The 18,510-nt window shown below is 52.9% G+C and carries 22 protein-coding genes and 1 rRNA gene (1 of these 23 only partly in view); 1 reads left to right on the top strand and 22 read right to left on the bottom strand.

Annotated elements, in window-relative coordinates:
* Both MKX64_RS13810 and MKX64_RS13805 read right to left on the bottom strand, forming a co-directional pair.
* Positions 1-632, bottom strand: a 16S ribosomal RNA gene (locus MKX64_RS13810) (it extends 921 nt beyond the left edge of the window).
* A 451-nt stretch (positions 633-1,083) separates the two neighbouring features.
* Positions 1,084-1,959, bottom strand: a complete 876-nt coding sequence (locus MKX64_RS13805) for a nucleotidyltransferase-like protein (protein WP_341036169.1) — start codon at positions 1,957-1,959, stop codon at positions 1,084-1,086.
* 181 nt (positions 1,960-2,140) lie between these two features.
* Here MKX64_RS13805 and MKX64_RS13800 point away from each other — a divergent pair, with 181 nt between their 5' ends.
* Positions 2,141-2,527 carry a YgzB family protein gene (locus MKX64_RS13800; RefSeq protein ID WP_095266630.1) on the top strand — a complete coding sequence of 129 codons (387 nt, stop codon included), beginning with the start codon at positions 2,141-2,143 and terminating at the stop codon, positions 2,525-2,527.
* A 208-nt stretch (positions 2,528-2,735) separates the two neighbouring features.
* On the opposite strand, the gene MKX64_RS13795 is transcribed toward MKX64_RS13800, so the two are convergent.
* The 20 genes from MKX64_RS13795 to MKX64_RS13700 form a co-directional block, all read right to left on the bottom strand.
* A complete protein-coding gene (locus MKX64_RS13795) occupies positions 2,736-4,397 on the bottom strand; it encodes a glycosyl hydrolase family 18 protein (RefSeq protein WP_341036166.1) in 1,662 nt (553 codons plus the stop codon).
* A gap of 122 nt (positions 4,398-4,519) precedes the next feature.
* Complete coding sequence (locus MKX64_RS13790; RefSeq protein ID WP_095266628.1) at positions 4,520-4,939, bottom strand: Fur family transcriptional regulator; 420 nt, start codon at positions 4,937-4,939, stop codon at positions 4,520-4,522.
* Between the two features lie 100 nt (positions 4,940-5,039).
* Positions 5,040-6,359 (bottom strand): DUF4097 family beta strand repeat-containing protein, encoded by a 1,320-nt coding sequence (locus MKX64_RS13785; RefSeq protein WP_095266627.1) that lies wholly within the window; start codon positions 6,357-6,359, stop codon positions 5,040-5,042.
* 16 nt (positions 6,360-6,375) lie between these two features.
* On the bottom strand, positions 6,376-6,984 hold the full coding sequence (locus MKX64_RS13780) for a hypothetical protein (RefSeq protein WP_230875729.1): 609 nt from the start codon (positions 6,982-6,984) through the stop codon (positions 6,376-6,378).
* Between the two features lie 256 nt (positions 6,985-7,240).
* Positions 7,241-7,954: an MgtC/SapB family protein gene (locus MKX64_RS13775; protein ID WP_095266626.1), complete on the bottom strand. Its 714-nt coding sequence runs from the start codon at positions 7,952-7,954 to the stop codon at positions 7,241-7,243.
* Between the two features lie 48 nt (positions 7,955-8,002).
* Positions 8,003-8,473, bottom strand: coding sequence for a GNAT family N-acetyltransferase (locus tag MKX64_RS13770; RefSeq protein ID WP_341036163.1), 471 nt, complete (start codon positions 8,471-8,473; stop codon positions 8,003-8,005).
* Between the two features lie 102 nt (positions 8,474-8,575).
* Positions 8,576-10,018 carry an Asp-tRNA(Asn)/Glu-tRNA(Gln) amidotransferase subunit GatB gene (gene gatB / locus MKX64_RS13765; protein ID WP_341036161.1) on the bottom strand — a complete coding sequence of 481 codons (1,443 nt, stop codon included), beginning with the start codon at positions 10,016-10,018 and terminating at the stop codon, positions 8,576-8,578.
* 30 nt (positions 10,019-10,048) lie between these two features.
* Positions 10,049-11,506, bottom strand: coding sequence for an Asp-tRNA(Asn)/Glu-tRNA(Gln) amidotransferase subunit GatA (gatA, locus tag MKX64_RS13760; RefSeq protein ID WP_095266623.1), 1,458 nt, complete (start codon positions 11,504-11,506; stop codon positions 10,049-10,051).
* Positions 11,507-11,524: 18 nt separating this feature from the next.
* Complete coding sequence (gene gatC, locus MKX64_RS13755; protein ID WP_155618231.1) at positions 11,525-11,812, bottom strand: Asp-tRNA(Asn)/Glu-tRNA(Gln) amidotransferase subunit GatC; 288 nt, start codon at positions 11,810-11,812, stop codon at positions 11,525-11,527.
* Between the two features lie 188 nt (positions 11,813-12,000).
* The gene (locus tag MKX64_RS13750; protein ID WP_095266621.1) at positions 12,001-12,378 is read right to left on the bottom strand and encodes an ATPase; all 378 of its coding nucleotides are present in this window, start codon (positions 12,376-12,378) and stop codon (positions 12,001-12,003) included.
* 97 nt (positions 12,379-12,475) lie between these two features.
* Positions 12,476-13,252: an ABC transporter permease subunit gene (locus MKX64_RS13745; RefSeq protein ID WP_341036157.1), complete on the bottom strand. Its 777-nt coding sequence runs from the start codon at positions 13,250-13,252 to the stop codon at positions 12,476-12,478.
* Positions 13,249-14,172: an ABC transporter ATP-binding protein gene (locus MKX64_RS13740; protein WP_341036156.1), complete on the bottom strand. Its 924-nt coding sequence runs from the start codon at positions 14,170-14,172 to the stop codon at positions 13,249-13,251. The genes MKX64_RS13745 and MKX64_RS13740 overlap by 4 nt, the downstream gene beginning before the upstream one ends.
* Complete coding sequence (locus MKX64_RS13735) at positions 14,169-14,369, bottom strand: PLDc N-terminal domain-containing protein (RefSeq protein ID WP_095266618.1); 201 nt, start codon at positions 14,367-14,369, stop codon at positions 14,169-14,171. The genes MKX64_RS13740 and MKX64_RS13735 overlap by 4 nt, the downstream gene beginning before the upstream one ends.
* Before the next feature lie 52 nt (positions 14,370-14,421).
* Positions 14,422-14,625, bottom strand: coding sequence for a hypothetical protein (locus MKX64_RS13730; protein ID WP_095398703.1), 204 nt, complete (start codon positions 14,623-14,625; stop codon positions 14,422-14,424).
* Positions 14,618-14,959: a YxlC family protein gene (locus tag MKX64_RS13725; protein WP_095266616.1), complete on the bottom strand. Its 342-nt coding sequence runs from the start codon at positions 14,957-14,959 to the stop codon at positions 14,618-14,620. The genes MKX64_RS13730 and MKX64_RS13725 overlap by 8 nt, the downstream gene beginning before the upstream one ends.
* Positions 14,943-15,488: an RNA polymerase sigma factor SigY gene (gene sigY, locus MKX64_RS13720; RefSeq protein WP_095266632.1), complete on the bottom strand. Its 546-nt coding sequence runs from the start codon at positions 15,486-15,488 to the stop codon at positions 14,943-14,945. Before sigY ends, MKX64_RS13725 begins: the two co-directional genes overlap by 17 nt.
* 636 nt (positions 15,489-16,124) lie before the next feature.
* The gene (locus MKX64_RS13715; protein WP_095266614.1) at positions 16,125-16,331 is read right to left on the bottom strand and encodes a hypothetical protein; all 207 of its coding nucleotides are present in this window, start codon (positions 16,329-16,331) and stop codon (positions 16,125-16,127) included.
* Between the two features lie 246 nt (positions 16,332-16,577).
* A complete protein-coding gene (locus tag MKX64_RS13710; RefSeq protein WP_155618233.1) occupies positions 16,578-17,216 on the bottom strand; it encodes an MBL fold metallo-hydrolase in 639 nt (212 codons plus the stop codon).
* Between the two features lie 2 nt (positions 17,217-17,218).
* A complete protein-coding gene (locus tag MKX64_RS13705) occupies positions 17,219-17,785 on the bottom strand; it encodes a thioredoxin family protein (RefSeq protein WP_413773615.1) in 567 nt (188 codons plus the stop codon).
* Between the two features lie 3 nt (positions 17,786-17,788).
* Positions 17,789-18,397, bottom strand: coding sequence for a DedA family protein (locus tag MKX64_RS13700; protein WP_095398701.1), 609 nt, complete (start codon positions 18,395-18,397; stop codon positions 17,789-17,791).
* Positions 18,398-18,510 lie beyond the last annotated feature (113 nt).

The raw sequence follows: 18,510 nt of genomic DNA, 5'->3' as shown, positions 1-18,510 counted from the left end.
TTAAGCTCCGGGTTTAAACACCAGACTTAAAGAACCGCCTGCGCGCGCTTTACGCCCAATAATTCCGGACAACGCTTGCCCCCTACGTATTACCGCGGCTGCTGGCACGTAGTTAGCCGGGGCTTTCTTCTCAGGTACCGTCACCCAAAGAGCAGTTACTCTCTCTGGCGTTCTTCCCTGGCAACAGAGCTTTACGATCCGAAAACCTTCATCACTCACGCGGCGTTGCTCCGTCAGACTTTCGTCCATTGCGGAAGATTCCCTACTGCTGCCTCCCGTAGGAGTCTGGGCCGTGTCTCAGTCCCAGTGTGGCCGTTCACCCTCTCAGGTCGGCTACGCATCGTCGCCTTGGTAGGCCATTACCCCACCAACTAGCTAATGCGCCGCAGGCCCATCCTCAAGTGACAGATTGCTCCGCCTTTCCATATTCGGCCATGCAGCCAAATATCCTATCTGGTATTAGCTACCGTTTCCGGTAGTTATCCCAGTCTTGAGGGCAGGTTGCCTACGTGTTACTCACCCGTCCGCCGCTAAATCTCAGGAGTGCAAGCACTCCATCGATTCCGCTCGACTTGCATGTATTAGGCACGCCGCCAGCGTTCGTCCTGAGCCAGGATCAAACTCTCCAATAAAGATCGAACATTTCTGGATCGCTCCAAGAAATCATCCAACCGATGAGTTTGTAGCTCATTTCAAAACTGACGAGAATTTGTTCAATTCTCTATTCATAACCCCCCGCCGAAGCGGTTCGTTTTACCCACTCGTTGTTCAGTTTTCAAAGATCAACTTCATTCAAAGTCGTCTGCGCTGCATTTCAGCGGCGACTTTTATAATATATCATATCGCCCATCTTTTCGTCAAGAACTTTTTTTAGATAATTTCATGTTTCGACATGATCTTGATTCCAATGTTTAGGTCCCTTTCGAAAGGGGCGAGTTATAATTTATCACAAAATTCAGCGCCTCGTCAACACTCTTGCTTAAATATTTTCCTCGCGTAACCTAACAACTCATTAACACCATACGTCGAATGTTGAGAGCTGTCCAGAGCCGAAAAAAGAAGAAGAACCTCAGCTCCTCTCCTTTATTCGGCATAATAACGAACAGGCTCATGATACGCGCGTGCTTCCTTCCAAACCGCCGCTTCCTTCACAATCGACCGATAAATCAGTTGCCGCAGCACAATCGGCATCACAGACCTCAGCGCTTCCAGCTCAGGATGAAGCATCAGCTCCTGCATCGTCCAGGGGCTTCGCCTGCTTCGAAGCAGCCTTAACAAAGGCGCGGCGCAGTGCTCCAATTTGGATACCATCGAGAAATCACACGCCAGAAGCACCAGCTCAATCCGTTGTCCCAGCGTCTCGGTACTGGCCGTCAATTCCTCGTACAGTTTGCGGACAGGGGTGTTCAGCCCCGTGACCTGATCCCAGACGGCAGTGTTCGGATGAATTCCTCTTTCAAGCAGTTCAAGCTCCGCCCAATGATGCAGCCCTTCCAATGTGCAGAAATATGCATCAAGCAGGCGCTCTTCCTTCATCAGCATTTTGGCATCCACATATTTTTGCAGAAAATTCGCGTACCCTATAAACAGCTTTCGCTCCCGGATCGGTTCTTCAAACGTTAAAAAATCTCGCCGCATGCTGTAAAGGCGGTCATCGCTGTCCTTGATAATATCCCCTTCAAGCAGACATTTTAACAATACTTTATGCGTTCCGTTCAGAAGTTCCTTCCGGAAATCTTCCATGGCAACGTTCATGATCTGACAGTGCTCGTCTCTTACCATGAAATGCTGAATATAAGGCTCATCCACTTCACCCTCATACACAACAACAATGTTCGTCTGAAAATCATCGATGATCGATCCGTACACAGCTTGATCTTTGTTGCGGTAGGCTATCGCTCCGATTGCATCCTTATCAACCGAATTTCCATAGTATAAAGAAAAGTTGGTTAATTCCACGTTTCCCTCCATACGGTCCTTGGCGAATTTTCGCCAATTCAGTTATAATATAATTCTACATGTCAATGTAAGTTCCTTCTTCGTAACGGGAAGAAAACAACGCTTCCCTCACTCATGTTCGCTGAGCTCAGGAAGGGCTTTCAATTATACCAAAAAATCGAGTGACAGGAGCTTCTTACCGATGATCTTTAAAAATGCTAAAATCAACGCTTTCCGCACTTGGGGCTTGCTGCTGACCATGCTGGGCATGGGACTCATGGTTCTGGGAACGGCCGGCATCGTCTTTTGGGGACAAGCTGGCAAAATATTTGCCGGCATCGGACTTGTTATTGGCCTTATCTTCATGATGGGTAGTTTAGGCGTTTACTTTTGGGCAGGCATGCTCTCGACGACCGCCGTGCAAATCCAATGTCCCGAATGCGACAAACTGACCAAGATGCTGGGTAAAACCGACCGCTGCATGTTCTGTCATACCATTCTGACACTGGATCCATCCCAGGCAAATGTGACAGCCGAGGAGCTTCGCTCCGCTGACAATCATTCAGATTCCACAACGACTCACACTTAATCTCTCGTGTACCCTGTCAGGACGACGGGCGGAAGTGCGATCGACTCCGTGGAGATGTTTTCTCCGCCTTCAGCCGTCACAGTGACAAACTGTGAACATAAGCACCTGATCCGCTTTAATCACACAGCAAGGACCCGGCACTTCCCACAGTGCCGGGTCCTTTTTTCACAACAATATAAGAAATTGGATAAATACCACGTTAGGGCGTTTACTCATGAACCGACTTCAGAACATCCCATGCCTCCGGCAGGGCAAAGCTTCGGTTCCAGGTAGCAATGCCACCGAGTTCCAGCCTTTGAGCGAGATCAACACGCGACTGAAGGGACAGCTCATCCTCAAGCCATATTCTCACCGTGTCATCCCCGTCCTTGTACTCCACATAATTCTGGCCTGCACGTTCGTCCAGAACACCCTCCAGCTTCTGCTCCTTCACAATTTCCTGCGCTCGCCGCATCCCGACGGCACTGGACGATACTTTCGGCTCATCTCCGCCCGTCTCGGTCCATACCCTCGTATACAGTGGAATGCCAAGCACCAGCTTCGACGGCGGCACGCCATCCTCCTCTATAATGCGCCGGACTGAAACTTCCGTCCAGGGTAGTGACGCTACCGATCCGGCCCGAGGGCTGGAGGCCCAGTGTTCATCATATGCCATGACCATCATATAATCGACAGCCTCCCCCAGACGACTGCGATCCAGGAACACCGACCACATCTCGCTGTTGGACTTCGGAGTAACATCAATCGATAGAATGAGTCCGTTGGCTTTGGCATAAGGTCTGAACTCCCGCACGAATTGAACAACTTGATCCTTGTCGGCTGTATACACATTTTCAAAATCAATATTGATTCCATCCAGCCTGTACTGCTTCGCATAAGCTATCATCTGCTGAATGATATGGGACCTGCGGTTATACGACGATAGCGCCTCGGTGGTCAGATCCGGATCAAAGCTGTTATCCAGCAAGCCCCACACTTCATATCCCCTCTGGTGGGCCCATGCAACATAAGCCGGAGCCGCTTTGGATTTCACCTCACCGGTACCGCTCGTTATGCTGAACCATGTCGGGCTGACCACATTCACACCGGGCATCGGGCCGATGTCTGCAGTGTTCGGATTGCGGCTGTACACCGCCTCCCATACCAGATTGACCTGCTTGTCCTTCCACTCCAGCTCCGCCCTTGAAGGAGTGAAGGCCTGAACAGGGATATCTTTAACGCCGCCCAGCTCGACCTGATCCTGCTTCACGTAGCCGGTATAACCGTTATCCGCCTGAACGTAGAACCATTCCCCCTCTTCTCTCCAAACCCTGAGCCGCTCTCCGGCTTTCATATCCAGTACAATCGGCGCTTTGTGAGAGCCTGATTCCCTGACCGCGATCGTTCCGTCGCGCTTCGCCGGAGCTGCTTCTGCCAGCTGAATCGAATCCCCTGCCCGCATTAAAATGACGGCGCCCGTGCTTCTGTCCTCATGGACCGCAATACCGAGATACTGCTGCAGCGGCTCCACAGGAATATACGGCGTTCCCTCGATCACTTCCGGGGCGTGTTTCAGGGTCAACGCCTTCCCGTCCAGTTCCGCATCCTCACGCTCCGCCCCCATTCGCATAACATGGTCGGGCGTCGTAATGATAACCGAAGCTGTCTCCTCCTCATACCAGATATGCGGATCAACCGCCTCCTGCACGGCAGGCAGAGGAAGCTTCAACGCTTCACCCTCTCCTAGCGCCGCATGGGACATCATCTCCCCCTGCACAAAAATCGGCTTCTCCATCCCCTTCCAGTCAGGGGTTATATGGGTGCGGTTTGGCAACCTTTCTGATACCGTCCACCCGATTAATACAGCAAGTATAATGACTACGATGTTCATAAAACCTCTTCCGCGACGTCGCTTCCTTCGTGCCAAACGAATTCCCCCCATTGCACCAGCAGTGAAAATAAAAAAACGTGTGGAATGTCATTCCGCACGTTTTTTTACTGTATAACCGGTATCTATTTGCAGGATTTGCATAACCCGTATAACTCCATCCTCAAGCCTTTGATTTCAAACCCCGTGCTTTTTTCAGCCTGACGCTGCACATCTTCCAGCGAAGAATAGCTGAAATCCTCAATTTTGCCGCACTGTTCGCAGATCACATGATAGTGCTCCGATACATTGGCGTCAAAGCGACTGGAATTATCGCCATAGGTCAGTTCCCGCACCATTCCAGCTTCAATGAACATTTTCAAATTGTTGTACACAGTAGCTACGCTCATACTTGGGAATTTGGGTTCCAGAGCCCGATAGATTTCATCGGCTGTCGGGTGCCCCATCGATTCTATTAAGTAAGATAAAATCGCATGACGTTGCGGCGTTATACGGACACCGGTCGTTTTTAGTTGCTCCAGCGCATGCTGTACGGACGTTGCCATGGTTGCCCACCGCCTTCATGTTAACTCTTTGCATTCCATTGTAAAACTTCCTTCAGAAATTTGTCAATGCAGGTGGAGGACCCGTCTGCCTGCTTCCTTGTCAATGCGGATGGGGGACCTGTCCGCCCGTTTCCGGCTTCTCCAGCGCATCCGGAAAACTGCGATAGACATTCAGACTGCTATTGCCCTCAATATGAATCACATGCTCGCCTGTTCCCGATTCACCGGTAATTGTTTTTTGCTCGATGCTCAGATTTGGAAGAGTCGTCCGGATCTCTCCATAGCTGATCACACCATCGAGCTTGTAATCAGCGCCAAGCGGTATGTGAAGGTTCAGCTCACCAACCGCGCTGTACACATTCCAGTCTCCACCGACCGTCGAGGAGCGAATCACAATCCCGCCATTGAGCGACTCGGCGTTCAGGTCCGCACGGACGCCGCTCACAACAATATTGCCATTGCGGGTATTCACTTGAATATCGTCGGTTGTTCTTTTGACAATCATGTGGCCGACCTGAGTTGTCAGCTGAACGGCTCCGAATATATCAACAGCCGTCATATCTCCCCGGTTTGTGGACAGTTTGACATCACCGAGTACACCCCGGACGGTCACCGCCCCGTTCAAGGTTTGTCCGGTTACGTTCCCGCCGATATTTTCAAGATAGATCGGCCCGTTCCCGCTCTCAACCGTAACGTACTCATTCGCCTGCACATCCGTCATGGCGACCGCTCCGTTCATCGTCCGTATCTCCATATCCATACGCCGCTCTTCCGGCACGGTGATGGTTACATTCATGCGCGGCTGCCTTTTGCCCGATTGTCCGTATGGTTTGCCCTGCGAGCGAATGACCAGCGTGTTGCCCGCGTCTGCCTCCATCGTGGACTGTTCGTTAATCAGCTCGGCCATGCCTGGCTCTTCCCGATCCACCCATACTTCCGTCTCTACAATGACATCATCCACATCCTCGCGATGGATCGATATATCGCCATTCACATGGTCAACCACCATCTTGGTTGTATCCTCCGTGACTGGCAGGTAAAGGGGCGGCTTTTCAAACCGGTTATCCGCGGCTTCACTATAATCAACGGCAGCCACGGTCAGGTTCAAACTTACCCTGTTCCACAAATACAGGAAATGGTCATGCTGGGACACAACAAAGACGGAGGCCGAAACGAGCACCGCAAGCGTAATCCCGCGAATATCCGGCCGAAACCTGAAATCTTTGCGCTCTCCCCTCCGCTTAGAGAACATGTAGCGAAGCAAATATTCCACGCCCCATAGGACCAGAAGCAGCGGCCACCATTTCAGAAGAAGAAAAATCGCATCCGTGCCGCCCCATTCATCAATAAGGAGCAAAGCTCCTGTACTGATAAGCAGGAGAGCAGCCGTGTAGCGTCCAACTCTAATTTTATGCTTCAAAGGACTCCTCTCCCTGTTATATTTTTGGCTCCCGTTTAGAGGTTCGCAGGATCTCACGTATAAATGCCCCGACGCCGATCAGAATCAGAACAACAGCGGCAATGACCGCTCCATAATCCCTGATACCAGTCTGAAGCCACACCGGTTTCTGGTGAAACAGGATCAGGAGCACGCCCGAGACGACCAGCAATAACCCGAAAGCCGCTCCCTGCTCGCCATGAAAAGGATTCTTGCTCCCCTCGCCAGGCGTCTGACTGAACTCGACCTCTTCCCGCTTGCGCCGGGATAACATATATTCAGCCGCCTGCAGCGCGTCATAGACATTATAGAAATAACCCACAGGAATCAGCAGTCCCAGTAAAATCAGCAGCGGTACATTGATCTGCATGCCGATGGACGAAAAATATAACAGCGCAGAAATATCAAGCAGCAGCAGCATAATAAAGGTAATGCCTTTTCGATACAGGCCCAGATATAGATGACCCAGGCCTGGCAGAATCGCCGATAACAACAGTGCGTATAATTTACGCTTGCGCCGCCGCAGTCCAAGAGAGCGTCTGGCTCCCGAACTTCCAAGCAAGCTCTGGCCCGCTCTCGCACGCTGTTCTGGCTGCGGGTTGCTCATCGCTCCTCCCCCTTTCACCGTACAAAGGATTTCAGAGAATTTAGTATCATCAATTGCTGGTTGCCGTGTGCTGTAAAAAGCTTCGTTTTCTTTGATAGTACCCTAACCTCTGGTCAAAGTAACTGGCAAAAAACTGGATGATCCTCCTCCTACCATAGAATGCAGGAATAGCGAATCCTGCAAAACAGAACAAACAAAAAGGCTGTGCGGATGAATGATCCGGCACAACCTGAGGAACCTATTTCATGATGCCGAGTTATTCAACCGACACCATGGATACCTGTCCCAGCCCCTGAATCTGGCGGGTGATGTTCACAGGATCGAACTTTCGATCTGTAAGAACATGCACCATTATTTCCACCCCCGGCACCGCCGGCTGAGGCTCGCCATAAGGAACAGAGCTTCGCTCATTCACGACCAGCTTGGAAATGGCACAGCCCTCTTCCTTCAGCAGCGCTGACAGATGATCCAGCAAGCCCGGTGAATTGGCTGCATATAGCGTAATCAGATGCATTTTACTCCCGCGAATATACCGTTGTTCCAGCTTATTAAAGACAACCAGATTCAGCAGAATCAGCAGCGTAGACACAATGGCTGCAAAATAAAACCCTGCCCCAACAGCCAATCCGACCGCACCAACGACCCAGATCGAAGCCGCTGTCGTCAGTCCCGTAATCGATTTCCCCGTGAACAGAATTGTCCCCGCACCGAGAAAGCCGATGCCCGTAATCACGGCCGTCGCCAGACGGGCCGGATCAATTCGTACATTAAACTCTCTTACAAAATCCGAAAAACCGTACACGGACAGCAGCATGATCAGCGCCGAACCCAGGCAGACCAGAATATGCGTCCGAAGGCCTGCGGCATGATTCGTACGCTCCCGCTCAAAGCCGATCAGCCCTCCAAGCAGCATAGCCAGCAGAAGCCGCAATAAAATATGGACATTATCAATCACCCAAGGATTGCTCAATCACTCATCGCCTCCCCGTCTATGAACCAACCTGACCCAAAGACTAAACTAACCTCTATATCGGTCAGGCTTCAGGTGGAATTCAGTCAACTCCACCCCGGGAGCGACTTCAAACGCATGATCCCTAACAAAACCGAACTTCTCATACAGCGCCACCGCCGGTGAATTGCGCGTGCCCGTCGCCACGATAAACAATGGTGTTTCTCTATAAGTGTCCAACACATGCGCGATTAGCGAAGCGGCAATCCCTTTGCGAAAATGACCGGGATGCACCATCATACGCGATATCGTGACCTGATCCTCTCCGGGTTCAACCGCTATAGCACCGAGCAGATCCCCCTCTTCATCCATGTAACCGTAAAAGGTTTCCCCGCTGTTCCGTATCGTATCAAAGGTATCCATCAGCGGAGGAATCTCCGAGAATCCAATCAGTTTCGCCTCAATCGGGTATGCCATATGCTGAAGGCTCCAAATCTGCTGCACGGTTCCGTCATCACCGAGCGTCAACATCGTGATCATGTTAATCCACCTCCATTCAAGCGTTTCGATTAAAAAAGGAACCTGCCCATCACGGGCAAGTCCCTTTCCTCTAAAGGCAAACCGGTTCAGGGTCACAACGGGCTATTCACCGCTCAGCACTTCAACCAACAGCTTATTGACAAGCGCCGGATTCGCCTTCCCTTTGCTCTCTTTCATCACTTGTCCGACAAGGAAGCCGATCGCTTTCTGTTTGCCGGCCTTGTAGTCCTCAACAGACTGCGGGTTGTTCGCCACAACCTGCTCGACAATGCTCTTGATCGCACCTTCGTCACTGATCTGCACAAGACCTTTTTCCTCTACAATTTGCTGCGGATTCTTGCCGCTTTCCAGCATTTCCTTGAAGACGGTCTTGGCGATTTTACTGCTGATCGTGCCCTTCTCAATCAGGCCGATCATTTCGCCAAGTCCTTGACCGGTGATCTTCACATCAGACAGTTCCAGATTGTTGGAGTTCAGATATCCAAGCAAATCTCCCATAATCCAGTTGGCTACCGCCTTGGCATCCTTCGTATAGTTCAAGCTGTCCTCGAAGAAGTCTGCCAGCACCTTCGAAGAGGTGATCACGCCGGCATCATACTCCGGCAAGCCGTATTCGGAGGTGTACCGGGCCTTGCGGGCATCCGGAAGCTCGGGGATTGTTGCCCGGACCGCTTCCTTCCATTCTTCGCTGATATGAACCGTCACCAGATCCGGGTCCGGGAAATAACGGTAGTCATGCGCCTCTTCCTTGCCGCGCATCGAGAACGTTTTGCCCTGCGCCTCGTCCCAGCGGCGGGTCTCCTGGACAATGACGCCACCTTCGTCCAGAACCTCAGCCTGGCGGTATTGCTCATACTCCAGTCCGCGCTGCACACCGCGGAAGGAGTTCATATTCTTCAGCTCGGCCTTCGTGCCGAATTCCTTCTGTCCCCAAGGGCGAAGGCTGATGTTGGCATCGCAGCGCAGCGAGCCTTCCTCCATCTTCACATCGGACACTTCGCAATACTGCATGATGGCACGCATCTTCTCCAGATACGCCTTGGCTTCCTCTGGGGAGGAAATTTCCGGCTCGGAGACGATTTCGATCAGAGGCGTGCCGACACGGTTAAAGTCCACGAGAGACGCATATCCTCCGTCCACATGCGTCAGCTTGCCGGCATCTTCTTCCAGATGCAGACGTGTAATGCCGATGCGCTTCGTTTTCCCGTCCACTTCGATATCAATCCAGCCGTTCAGCCCGATAGGCTGATCGTACTGTGAAATCTGATATGCTTTAGGAGAATCCGGGTAAAAATAGTTTTTGCGGTCGAATTTGCTCACGTCTCCAATGGTGCAGTTCAGCGCCATTGCCGCTTTCATGGCATACTCAACCGCCTGGCGGTTGAGCACCGGAAGCACGCCCGGATGCCCGAGACAGATAGGACATGTATGTGTATTCGGCGGCGCGCCGAACGAGGTGGAGCAGCCGCAAAATATTTTCGAGTTGGTATGAAGCTCAACATGCACTTCCAAACCGATGACCGTTTCATATTTTGATGTAGACATATTTCGTTTCCCTCCTTCTCTGCCGCCGTGTTACAGCTCCGGGCGCCGTTTATGATGTTCAGTATGCTGCTCGAACGCATGCGCCACGCGCAGTACCGTCGACTCGTCAAAGGCTTTTCCGATCACCTGCATGCCTACCGGAAGACCTTCGGCAAACCCGCATGGCACGCTGATCGCCGGCACTCCGGCCAGGCTGACCGGAATCGTCAATATATCATTCAAGTACATCGTAAGCGGATCATCTACCTGGGAACCGAGCTTGAATGCGGTCGTTGGCGCGGTCGGTCCGATAATGACATCATACTGCTCAAACACCTTGTCAAAATCCTGCTTGATCAGCGTGCGCGCCTTCTGCGCCTTCAAATAATAAGCGTCATAATATCCCGAGCTGAGCGCATATGTGCCCAGCATAATCCGCCGCTTCACCTCATCGCCAAAGCCCTTGCTCCGCGACTCATGGTACAGATCAATCAGGCTGCCCGCGTTATCCGCACGCACGCCATAACGCACCCCGTCAAAGCGGGCCAGGTTCGAGGACGCCTCCGAAGAAGCGAGCAGATAGTAAGTGGCCACCGCATATTCGGTATGCGGCAGGGACACCTCTTCCCAGACTGCGCCCAGGCTCTCAAGCACCTTCAAGGCGTTCAATACGGTCTCCCGCACTTCCGGCGCAACGCCCTCGCCCAGATATTCCTTCGGTACCGCAATGCGCAGACCCGACACATCCCCGGTCAATGCGCTGACATAATCCGGCACATCGACTTTGGCCGAGGTGGAGTCCATCTGGTCATAACCGGCAATGGCCTGAAGAACGTAAGCGGAGTCCTCTACATTCTTCGTAAGCGGTCCGATCTGATCCAGCGACGAAGCAAAGGCCACCAGCCCGAAGCGGGACACAAGCCCGTATGTCGGCTTCAGTCCGACAACGCCGCAGTAGGAAGCCGGCTGGCGAATGGAACCGCCCGTGTCCGAGCCCAGCGTGAAGTAGGCCTCTCCTGCAGCAACCGCCGCAGCCGAGCCCCCGCTGGAGCCTCCCGGAACGCGTTCAAGATCCCAAGGGTTGCGGACCGGATAGAAGCTGGAATTTTCATTCGAGCCGCCCATGGCGAATTCATCCATGTTCAGCTTGCCGATCGTCACCGAATCAGCCTCACGCAATTTGTGCACAACCGTCGCGTCGTATACAGGCGTGAAGTTGGACAGAAACTGGCTGGCGCAAGTTGTGCGAAGCCCTTCAGTCACAATATTGTCCTTGATGCCGGTCGGAAGACCGAACAGAAGTCCTCGGGTCTGCCCGGCGGTCAGCTTCTCGTCCAGACGCTTGGCTGCAGCGCGTGCGCCTTCCTCATCCAGCGTGATGAACGCCCGCACCTTCTCCTCGCGCTCGTGAATGCTGGCAAATGATTGATCCACCAGCTCCGAAACGGACAGCTCTTTATTGTGGAGCTTGTTATGTATCTCCGTTAACTTGTAATCAAACAGGCTCAAGTGTCTTCCCCCCTCTGTCTATTCCAGTACAGCCGGAACTTTGAATTGGTCGTCTTCTTCGTCAGGCGCATTCAGCAGCACCTTCTCAATCGGCAGACTTTCACGAACCTCGTCATTTCTCATCACATTGTTCAGGTGAAGGACATGCGTCGTTGGCTCGACACCTTCCGTATCCAGCTCATTGAGCTTCTCGGCATATTGTAAAATCGCGTTCAGTTGGCCGGTAAACATCTCTTCTTCCTCCGGCGTCAAGTTCAGACGGGCCAGCTTGGCGACATGCTGAACATCCTTGGCAGTAATGCTCATCGCTTTACTTCCTCCTTTAATGCCCTTTTCCTGTGCAGGGGCAAAGTCTCTCGATAACTTTCCTCATTATATTGTAGAAGGGTGGACAATTCAATCCGAAGCGCCCGCCCGCTTCGCGGGCTTCATAAGGCTTGCAGCTCCCTGCAGCTCACGTCTCTACAAAAAAGAGTCGGCCAAGGCCGACTCTGCTAAATCCAAGCACGAAGATTCACTTGTTTGATAAAGTCCGCTTGGGACATCTGTTCCTTCGACTCTTCCTCTTCTTCACTTTGCTTGTCGCCGTTCATCACCTGATGAAACAGCTTCTCATTATATGTCGACAGGGCGAAATCGATGAGCGCTTCCCGCTCGATCCGCTCGGCTTCCTGCTTCAACACGACTGATTCCAGCTCCACATCGCTTGCCGGAACAAAGAAATTACGGTTGAGATTCGGAATCCGAATAACGTAATCAAACGCATTGTCCGGATTTCGGTCATAAGCGATCAAATATCCGTATTGACCGATTGGAAGATTTTGCTCAAAGGCGTCCGCGACGATTGTGATCTTTTCCCCTAAACGCAGCATCGTCTACCTCCTGAGTTGTCTATCCTTATCTCTATAGTCTACTAAAAAAAGATAGAGATGTCTATGCTCAAAAGGAAATCGATCCATCCCGGGCATGTTAGACCTGTGCAGACAATGGACGACGTCTTAGCAGCACGCTTGCCGCGACGGTGGACAAGATGATCAGCAGCACTGCCGCCAGAGCAGGTGCAAATGTAGGGCTGCTCTCGCCTGTTAATATGGCTGTTGCGATTGCGCTCAGCCTCCCCGGGCTCCACGGCAGCTGCGAAGGCAGCAAGGAAGCGAGCAGCGTAAGCGCCGCCGCGATGCCAAGCGACAGGAACGCCGCGGCTGGACCGCGAAGCACAGCGCCAAGCGGGAGCAGCAGCGTCACGATCCAGGCCAGCCACACGGCATAAACCGCGCCGGCACCTGCCAGCGTCCCCCACTCCAGCGGTCCGATCAGCTGATACGTATAATAGACCGCCCCGGCATAACCAAGTGCAAAGGACAGCAGCAGCAAGCTCATCATCGCGGCCCACTTCGCTGTCATCATGGTCAGAACCGAAGACGAACGCGACAATATCATCTCTGTCGTACCGGATGTTCGTTCCCCTGCGACGATGTTCATCGCAGACAATACGAGCACCAGCAGCCCGATCGTACTGAACTGGCTGAGCGTGGAAGCGATAATCTCCTCGGGCGGCGGGGTCGTGATTAGCGCTGCGGCCTCTGGCGGAAGCTCGCCGGAGGCGCGCAGAATATCAGGCAAGTAATACATCATGACCGGCTGCATCACTCCTAGCAGCAGAAATACAGCCGGTACCCAGATCCATTTGTACGAACGTGCCGCTTCGATGACTTCTTTATGGAAAAACACCCAGAACAATCTCATCCCCCCACCACCTTCATGAACATATCCTCCAGAGAGGACGTGCCGGCTTCGATGCGCTGAAACCGAATCCGGCTATCGGACATCTCGCGCATCAACGCATTTCTCGCCTGATCCAGATCACGAACGGCCAGCGCTGCGGTCCGGCTCCGGATATCCGCTGACTCCACGAAGGGCATCCCCGGCAGCGTGCGAAGCCACGCCTCCTCGCGTGCTGCCGGCTCCACCTCTAGCAGCAGCACGGGCTGACGATATTTCTCCCGCAGCTCAGTCCAACTGCCCTGCTCGGCAATCCGCCCCTCCACCATCACTACCATCCGGTCACACACTTCCTCCGCATCATGAAGCACATGGGTAGAGAACAGAATCGTCACCTCTCCCCGAAGGCGGGACAGCAGATCCATCACCTCGCGGCGGCCGATCGGATCAAGCGCAGACACCGGCTCATCCAGCATGATCAGCGATGGCTCGTGTACGAGCGACTGCGCGATACCAAGCCGCTGCTTCATCCCGCCGGAGTAACCTGCAATCCGGCGTTTGGCTGCTTCCCGTAGCCCGACGGTATCCAGCACCTCCAGACTGCGCTTCCTCGCCTGTGCACCACTCAATCCTGACAGCTTCGCGCTGAAGATCAAATACTCCATTCCGGTCATCCACCCGTAAAACTTCGGGTATTGCGGAAGATAACCGATCCGCTTCTGCCAGTCGCGGCCCGATTTGCCGCCGTCCTCATATTGAATTTCGCCCCCGCTCGGCGACAGAAGTCCGGCCAGCATGCGCAGCGTGGTTGTCTTGCCTGCGCCATTGGGACCCAGCAGAGCGGTGCAGCTGCCGCGCTCAAGCTCGAATGAAATGCCCTTCACGGGAGTGATGCTGCCGATGCTTTTGGACAGATTACGAATATACAGCAAGGAGTTGGTCATGCATCCCGCCTCCCGCCAACGAAATAAGCGATGCTGCCTGCAAGATTCCCTGCGATAATGACCAACACCCACATCCATTTCGGTCCGCGCACCGCTTCAGTCGCTGTCCTCGCCAGCGAGATCAGCGCCGTCACCGCAAGCACCGCTTGCAAAGCCAGAATCGGCCATACGATGCCCCAATTGATCTCAAAATTCATTCCGAATCCCCTCTTCCCCTAGGAATTAACCTGCTGCCATCCACTTCGCCCTTCAGCGGCGACGATGCCGAATGACCAGCAGCCAGTATAGGAGCGACGGCAAAGGAAGCGTGGTTGAGCCCCATATCCCCCAAAACCAAGCCCACTTGCCCAGCCCCTTTCTGCGAGCATCCAGAAACAGGAGGATGCCTTGAGTCAGAACAAGCAATATTAACAGGACGACCAGCCAAACCGGCTGTGTGCTTATATCATTCATGGAACCCCTTCTTCCCTGCGGTTCTCAGTTCCTTGGAGCTCGCCAGCACCGTTACACCAGCCAGCATTCCGATGACATGAATCAGGATCAGCACCGCTGGCACAGCCAGTGCGGCCATTAATATACCGCCTACAATGAGCAGCGCCGTCAGCACGAAGAGCATCAGCTCATATTTCATCCGCCGCCGCTGGCGACGCTGTGTGTGTGCTGCAAGCATTTGAAACTCCTCAACAGAAGGAGAGCGGCCCTCGCCCAGCGCCTGGTCCAAGCGCTGAAGATCCCGAGTCCATTCCTCCGGCCATTGTTCATCCCCATGATCAGGTCTGTTCGTCATGTGCGTTCAGCTCCTTTCGCAATTGTTTGATGCCATACGCAGTCCGCGATTTCACCGTGCCAGCCGGAATACCGAGCATGCTCCCGATTTCCTCATAGCTGTATCCGTAGTAATGCTTCAGCAGAATCGCGATGCGATGCTCGTCGGATAATTGAGCCAGCCCGTCCAGCAAATCGGTCCACTGCTCTCCCTGCCGCTCCATTTGCCAGCGCAGCTGTGTGACCGATCGCCGCTGCTCATTCTCCAGCCACTTCGTCTCCCGCTTATTCCTTCGGGTCCGGTCAATATATAGCCTCGTTGCTATGGTGATCATCCAAGAGGAAAAGGATGAAGTTCCGTTGTACCGCGCTATGTTCTCCATACATCGAATCACGGTGTCCTGGGCCGTATCCTCTGCCACACTGTGATTCATCGTGATCTTTAGCAAATACTTATATAGAAAGCTGTAATGGTGCTTAAACAGCGCCCCCATTGCATTCGTATCGCCTTGCTGTGCTTTGCGTATCCAGTCCTCTTCTTCCAGGATCATGGCGAGACCATCACCTTCTTTCATCTTCGGTCGTAATACGTCCGGCATGCGGGAATCGTTCAACGGGCCGTGAAAAAAATATACGAAATCCAAATCAGGCACCAAATCCCGCGATAGGAGGCACTATTTAGTGAACGAAACCTAAACCTAGTGTTGCTTCGTCGAACCGAAGGGATACTTGCTGTCTATCATGATAATCGGGGGGAAGGATGAGAACAGCGAAGCGATAAAGATATGCAAACATGGAGCGAGCAGGACTGCGGCTTAGACATAATCACGGGAAGGCAGGCTTTAAGATCTGGGATGGTTTGGATTGGCGGGGCATAGCGGCTTTTGTTGGGTTGGATCGGGATGTGGTATTGGAGTGGATTGGAGCGCGTGTATTTGGAGGCTGCACACAGAGGTTTCCATGGGGATTACAATTAGGGATTACAATGGGGATTGCAATGGGGATTGCAATGGGGATTGCAATGGGGGCTACATACGAGGGCTGACATATAGAGGCTGATATAGGGCTGTTTGGTACAAAAAATGAACTTGCTGACATTGCTGCGATCAGGTGGAACTCCCGGTTCATCGAAACTCATACTGACACCAAGAGCTTAGAGGCACCGGAAACCTTGCCGCTCTCACCTGTTATTCAAGCCTTATCCACTGCAGACGCACATGCCATGGCTGGCAGGCAACGGCCTCTCCCTTCACCAGCCGGTCCCATACAACAGATGACGCTCCGCGGTGTTCAAGCCCTTGCCTGTCATACTGCTGGTTATCCTGCTCCTGCCGCGAATCTTCCTGTCCTCTGGCTGCACAGCTGTCCCAAAATGATAACTCATCTTTCCTCACTGCGACTCCTCCTCATCCGTTCCATGCATAAACGCCATAAACGCCGATCGCATACTCACCAAGAAGTCAGGACACACGCTAGTACTGCACGTATGCATGTATAAAAAGCCCCTGAAAAATAAAAGAACGCAAACCGGGATCTAAGCCTCAGTCTGCGTGCTTCGCAAAGGTAACATTTAATTAATCGTATTGTATCAATCTTGTATATGTTTGTCTATATAGTTTCGCGATTTTTGTCGGAAAATTTTATCGGTTGGCCGGGACATAAGGATTGCGCTGCTTCTCATAGCCGATAGCCGTGCGCGGACCATGCCCAGGATACACCGTCACCTCGTCCGGGAACGTATACAGCTTGTTCTGAATGGAATCGAACAGATCCCGCTCCCGGCCGCCCGGAAGATCAGTGCGGCCAACGCCCAGACGGAACAGCACATCCCCGGAGAACAAGTCCGTACCGCACAAAAAGCTGACGCTTCCCGGTGAATGCCCTGGCGTATGATATACCTTGAAGCGATGCCCGACCAGCTCCAGCTCCATCCCCTCTGCCAGCTCATACTCCGCCGGCTCGGTGGACAGCGGCGGGCTTGCCTGCGGCCACATCAGGGAACCGTTCAGCTTCGGATCGGTCAGCCAGTCGCTTTCCAGTCCGTGTAAATATACCGGGCAGCCCTTAAGCTTGCGAATCTCATCCACGCCGCCCATATGATCAAAATGCGCATGTGTCAGCAAAATCGCTTCCACTTCCAAATCGGCAACTCGTTTAACGAGCGCTCCCGGGTTCATGCCAGGATCGATAATCACCGCTTTGTTCTTGTCTTCCCCGGTCAGCAAATATGCGTTCGTCTGCAAGGGCCCAAGTGAAAAAGTCTCAATATGCAGCGCCATGATCAGAACCCCGACATCAGTTCACGCAGTTCTCTGACAATGACCGCATGAACCTCGTACCCTTCCCCATATGCCTTGAGGATGTTCTGGCGCGTGGCGGCAAGCTTGTCCTGATAATCCGGCGCTTCGCGATCCGGGTTCTCCTGCTTGAACTCAACCATATATTTCTGCACATGCGCCGGACGCGGGCCCCATTTGCCCAGCACATGTCCGCCGGTATCCGCCACAATCACGACAGGAACCGAGCGGCCGCCCATCGTCAGGAACTGGTCCATGAAGTCCAGATGCTGCTCCAGAATGAACACCTCCGGCTCGATTCCGGCTGTCTCCATCACCCGGAATACCACCGGCACGTTACGGGCGACATCCCCGCACCAATCCGCCGCGAGAATCAGAACCCGCAGATCATCGCGAAAATTAAGACTCTCAAAAAACGCCCGGTCCTCCGGGTTGTCCCACGTAAACTGCTCGAATGCCGTTCGGAATACGTCCTGGTTCTTCTCCATCCCGTCCATGAACTGCTTCGGGGATATCCCTTTGCCAAAATACTGCGCAACATTAACACTCATCAACTATGACCTCACCTTCGTAGACTTCATCCACTTCACTATAAAATAAACAATCATGACTCCGACGGCAACGAGTAAAATTTCCTGGATGTACGGACCTGCTGCCTCGTCAATTCGCTCCCACTGATCGCCAAGCACATAACCCAGGTACAGAAACAAAGCTGTCCAAGGGATGACCGCCAGCGTCGTGAGCAGCGTGAACCGGCCAACACTCATCTTCGAAATGCCTGCCGGAATGGAGATGGCATGTCTCACAATCGGCACAAAACGGGCCGTGAAAATGACCCCTGTCCCGTACTTGTTAAACCATTCCTCGGCATAGTCGATATGATGCTTCCGGATCAATATGTACTTTCCGTATTTCTCGAGGAACGGCCGACCGCCGTAACGTCCGATCCAATAAATAAAGAGCTGGGCCAGCACACCGCCCGCCGTACCAAAAATCATGGCCCCCAAAAAATGAATGTCTCCCTCGGAAACCAGGTACCCGCCGTATGCGAGCACGATTTCGCTTGGTATGACCTCCATCATCAAGCCAAGCATAATGCCGAAATAACCAAGATCCTGAATCCATTCAAATAACCGTCCGACCCACTCGTAAAAGAACTCCACGCCCTCACCTCATCCTCGTGCGCTGATTTCTTTTACTAGCCTATTCTAACATACCCGCGGACATGCCTTCTAGCACGCCGCTCACGGCAATTATCTGCCGCCATATGCCGCTT

Source organism: Paenibacillus sp. FSL M8-0334, from assembly GCF_038000405.1.
In the GTDB taxonomy this organism is placed as follows: Bacteria; Bacillota; Bacilli; order Paenibacillales; family Paenibacillaceae; genus Paenibacillus_AQ; species Paenibacillus_AQ campinasensis.
The sequence above is the reverse complement of the archived record's forward strand: the minus strand, read 5'-3'. Positions and strand labels throughout refer to the sequence as shown.

Bases quoted from the DNA above. Each gene is read 5' to 3' on its own strand.
- MKX64_RS13800 (WP_095266630.1), top strand. From the start codon at position 2,141: ATGATCTTTAAAAATGCTAAAATCAACGCTTTCCGCACTTGGGGCTTG.
- MKX64_RS13795 (WP_341036166.1), bottom strand. From the start codon at position 4,397: ATGAACATCGTAGTCATTATACTTGCTGTATTAATCGGGTGGACGGTA.
- MKX64_RS13790 (WP_095266628.1), bottom strand. From the start codon at position 4,939: ATGGCAACGTCCGTACAGCATGCGCTGGAGCAACTAAAAACGACCGGT.
- MKX64_RS13780 (WP_230875729.1), bottom strand. From the start codon at position 6,984: ATGAGCAACCCGCAGCCAGAACAGCGTGCGAGAGCGGGCCAGAGCTTG.
- MKX64_RS13770 (WP_341036163.1), bottom strand. From the start codon at position 8,473: ATGATCACGATGTTGACGCTCGGTGATGACGGAACCGTGCAGCAGATT.
- gatB (WP_341036161.1), bottom strand. From the start codon at position 10,018: ATGTCTACATCAAAATATGAAACGGTCATCGGTTTGGAAGTGCATGTT.
- gatC (WP_155618231.1), bottom strand. From the start codon at position 11,812: ATGAGCATTACTGCCAAGGATGTTCAGCATGTCGCCAAGCTGGCCCGT.
- MKX64_RS13750 (WP_095266621.1), bottom strand. From the start codon at position 12,378: ATGCTGCGTTTAGGGGAAAAGATCACAATCGTCGCGGACGCCTTTGAG.
- MKX64_RS13745 (WP_341036157.1), bottom strand. From the start codon at position 13,252: ATGAGATTGTTCTGGGTGTTTTTCCATAAAGAAGTCATCGAAGCGGCA.
- MKX64_RS13740 (WP_341036156.1), bottom strand. From the start codon at position 14,172: ATGACCAACTCCTTGCTGTATATTCGTAATCTGTCCAAAAGCATCGGC.
- MKX64_RS13735 (WP_095266618.1), bottom strand. From the start codon at position 14,369: ATGAATTTTGAGATCAATTGGGGCATCGTATGGCCGATTCTGGCTTTG.
- MKX64_RS13730 (WP_095398703.1), bottom strand. From the start codon at position 14,625: ATGAATGATATAAGCACACAGCCGGTTTGGCTGGTCGTCCTGTTAATA.
- MKX64_RS13725 (WP_095266616.1), bottom strand. From the start codon at position 14,959: ATGACGAACAGACCTGATCATGGGGATGAACAATGGCCGGAGGAATGG.
- sigY (WP_095266632.1), bottom strand. From the start codon at position 15,488: ATGATCCTGGAAGAAGAGGACTGGATACGCAAAGCACAGCAAGGCGAT.
- MKX64_RS13710 (WP_155618233.1), bottom strand. From the start codon at position 17,216: ATGGCGCTGCATATTGAGACTTTTTCACTTGGGCCCTTGCAGACGAAC.
- MKX64_RS13705 (WP_413773615.1), bottom strand. From the start codon at position 17,785: ATGAGTGTTAATGTTGCGCAGTATTTTGGCAAAGGGATATCCCCGAAG.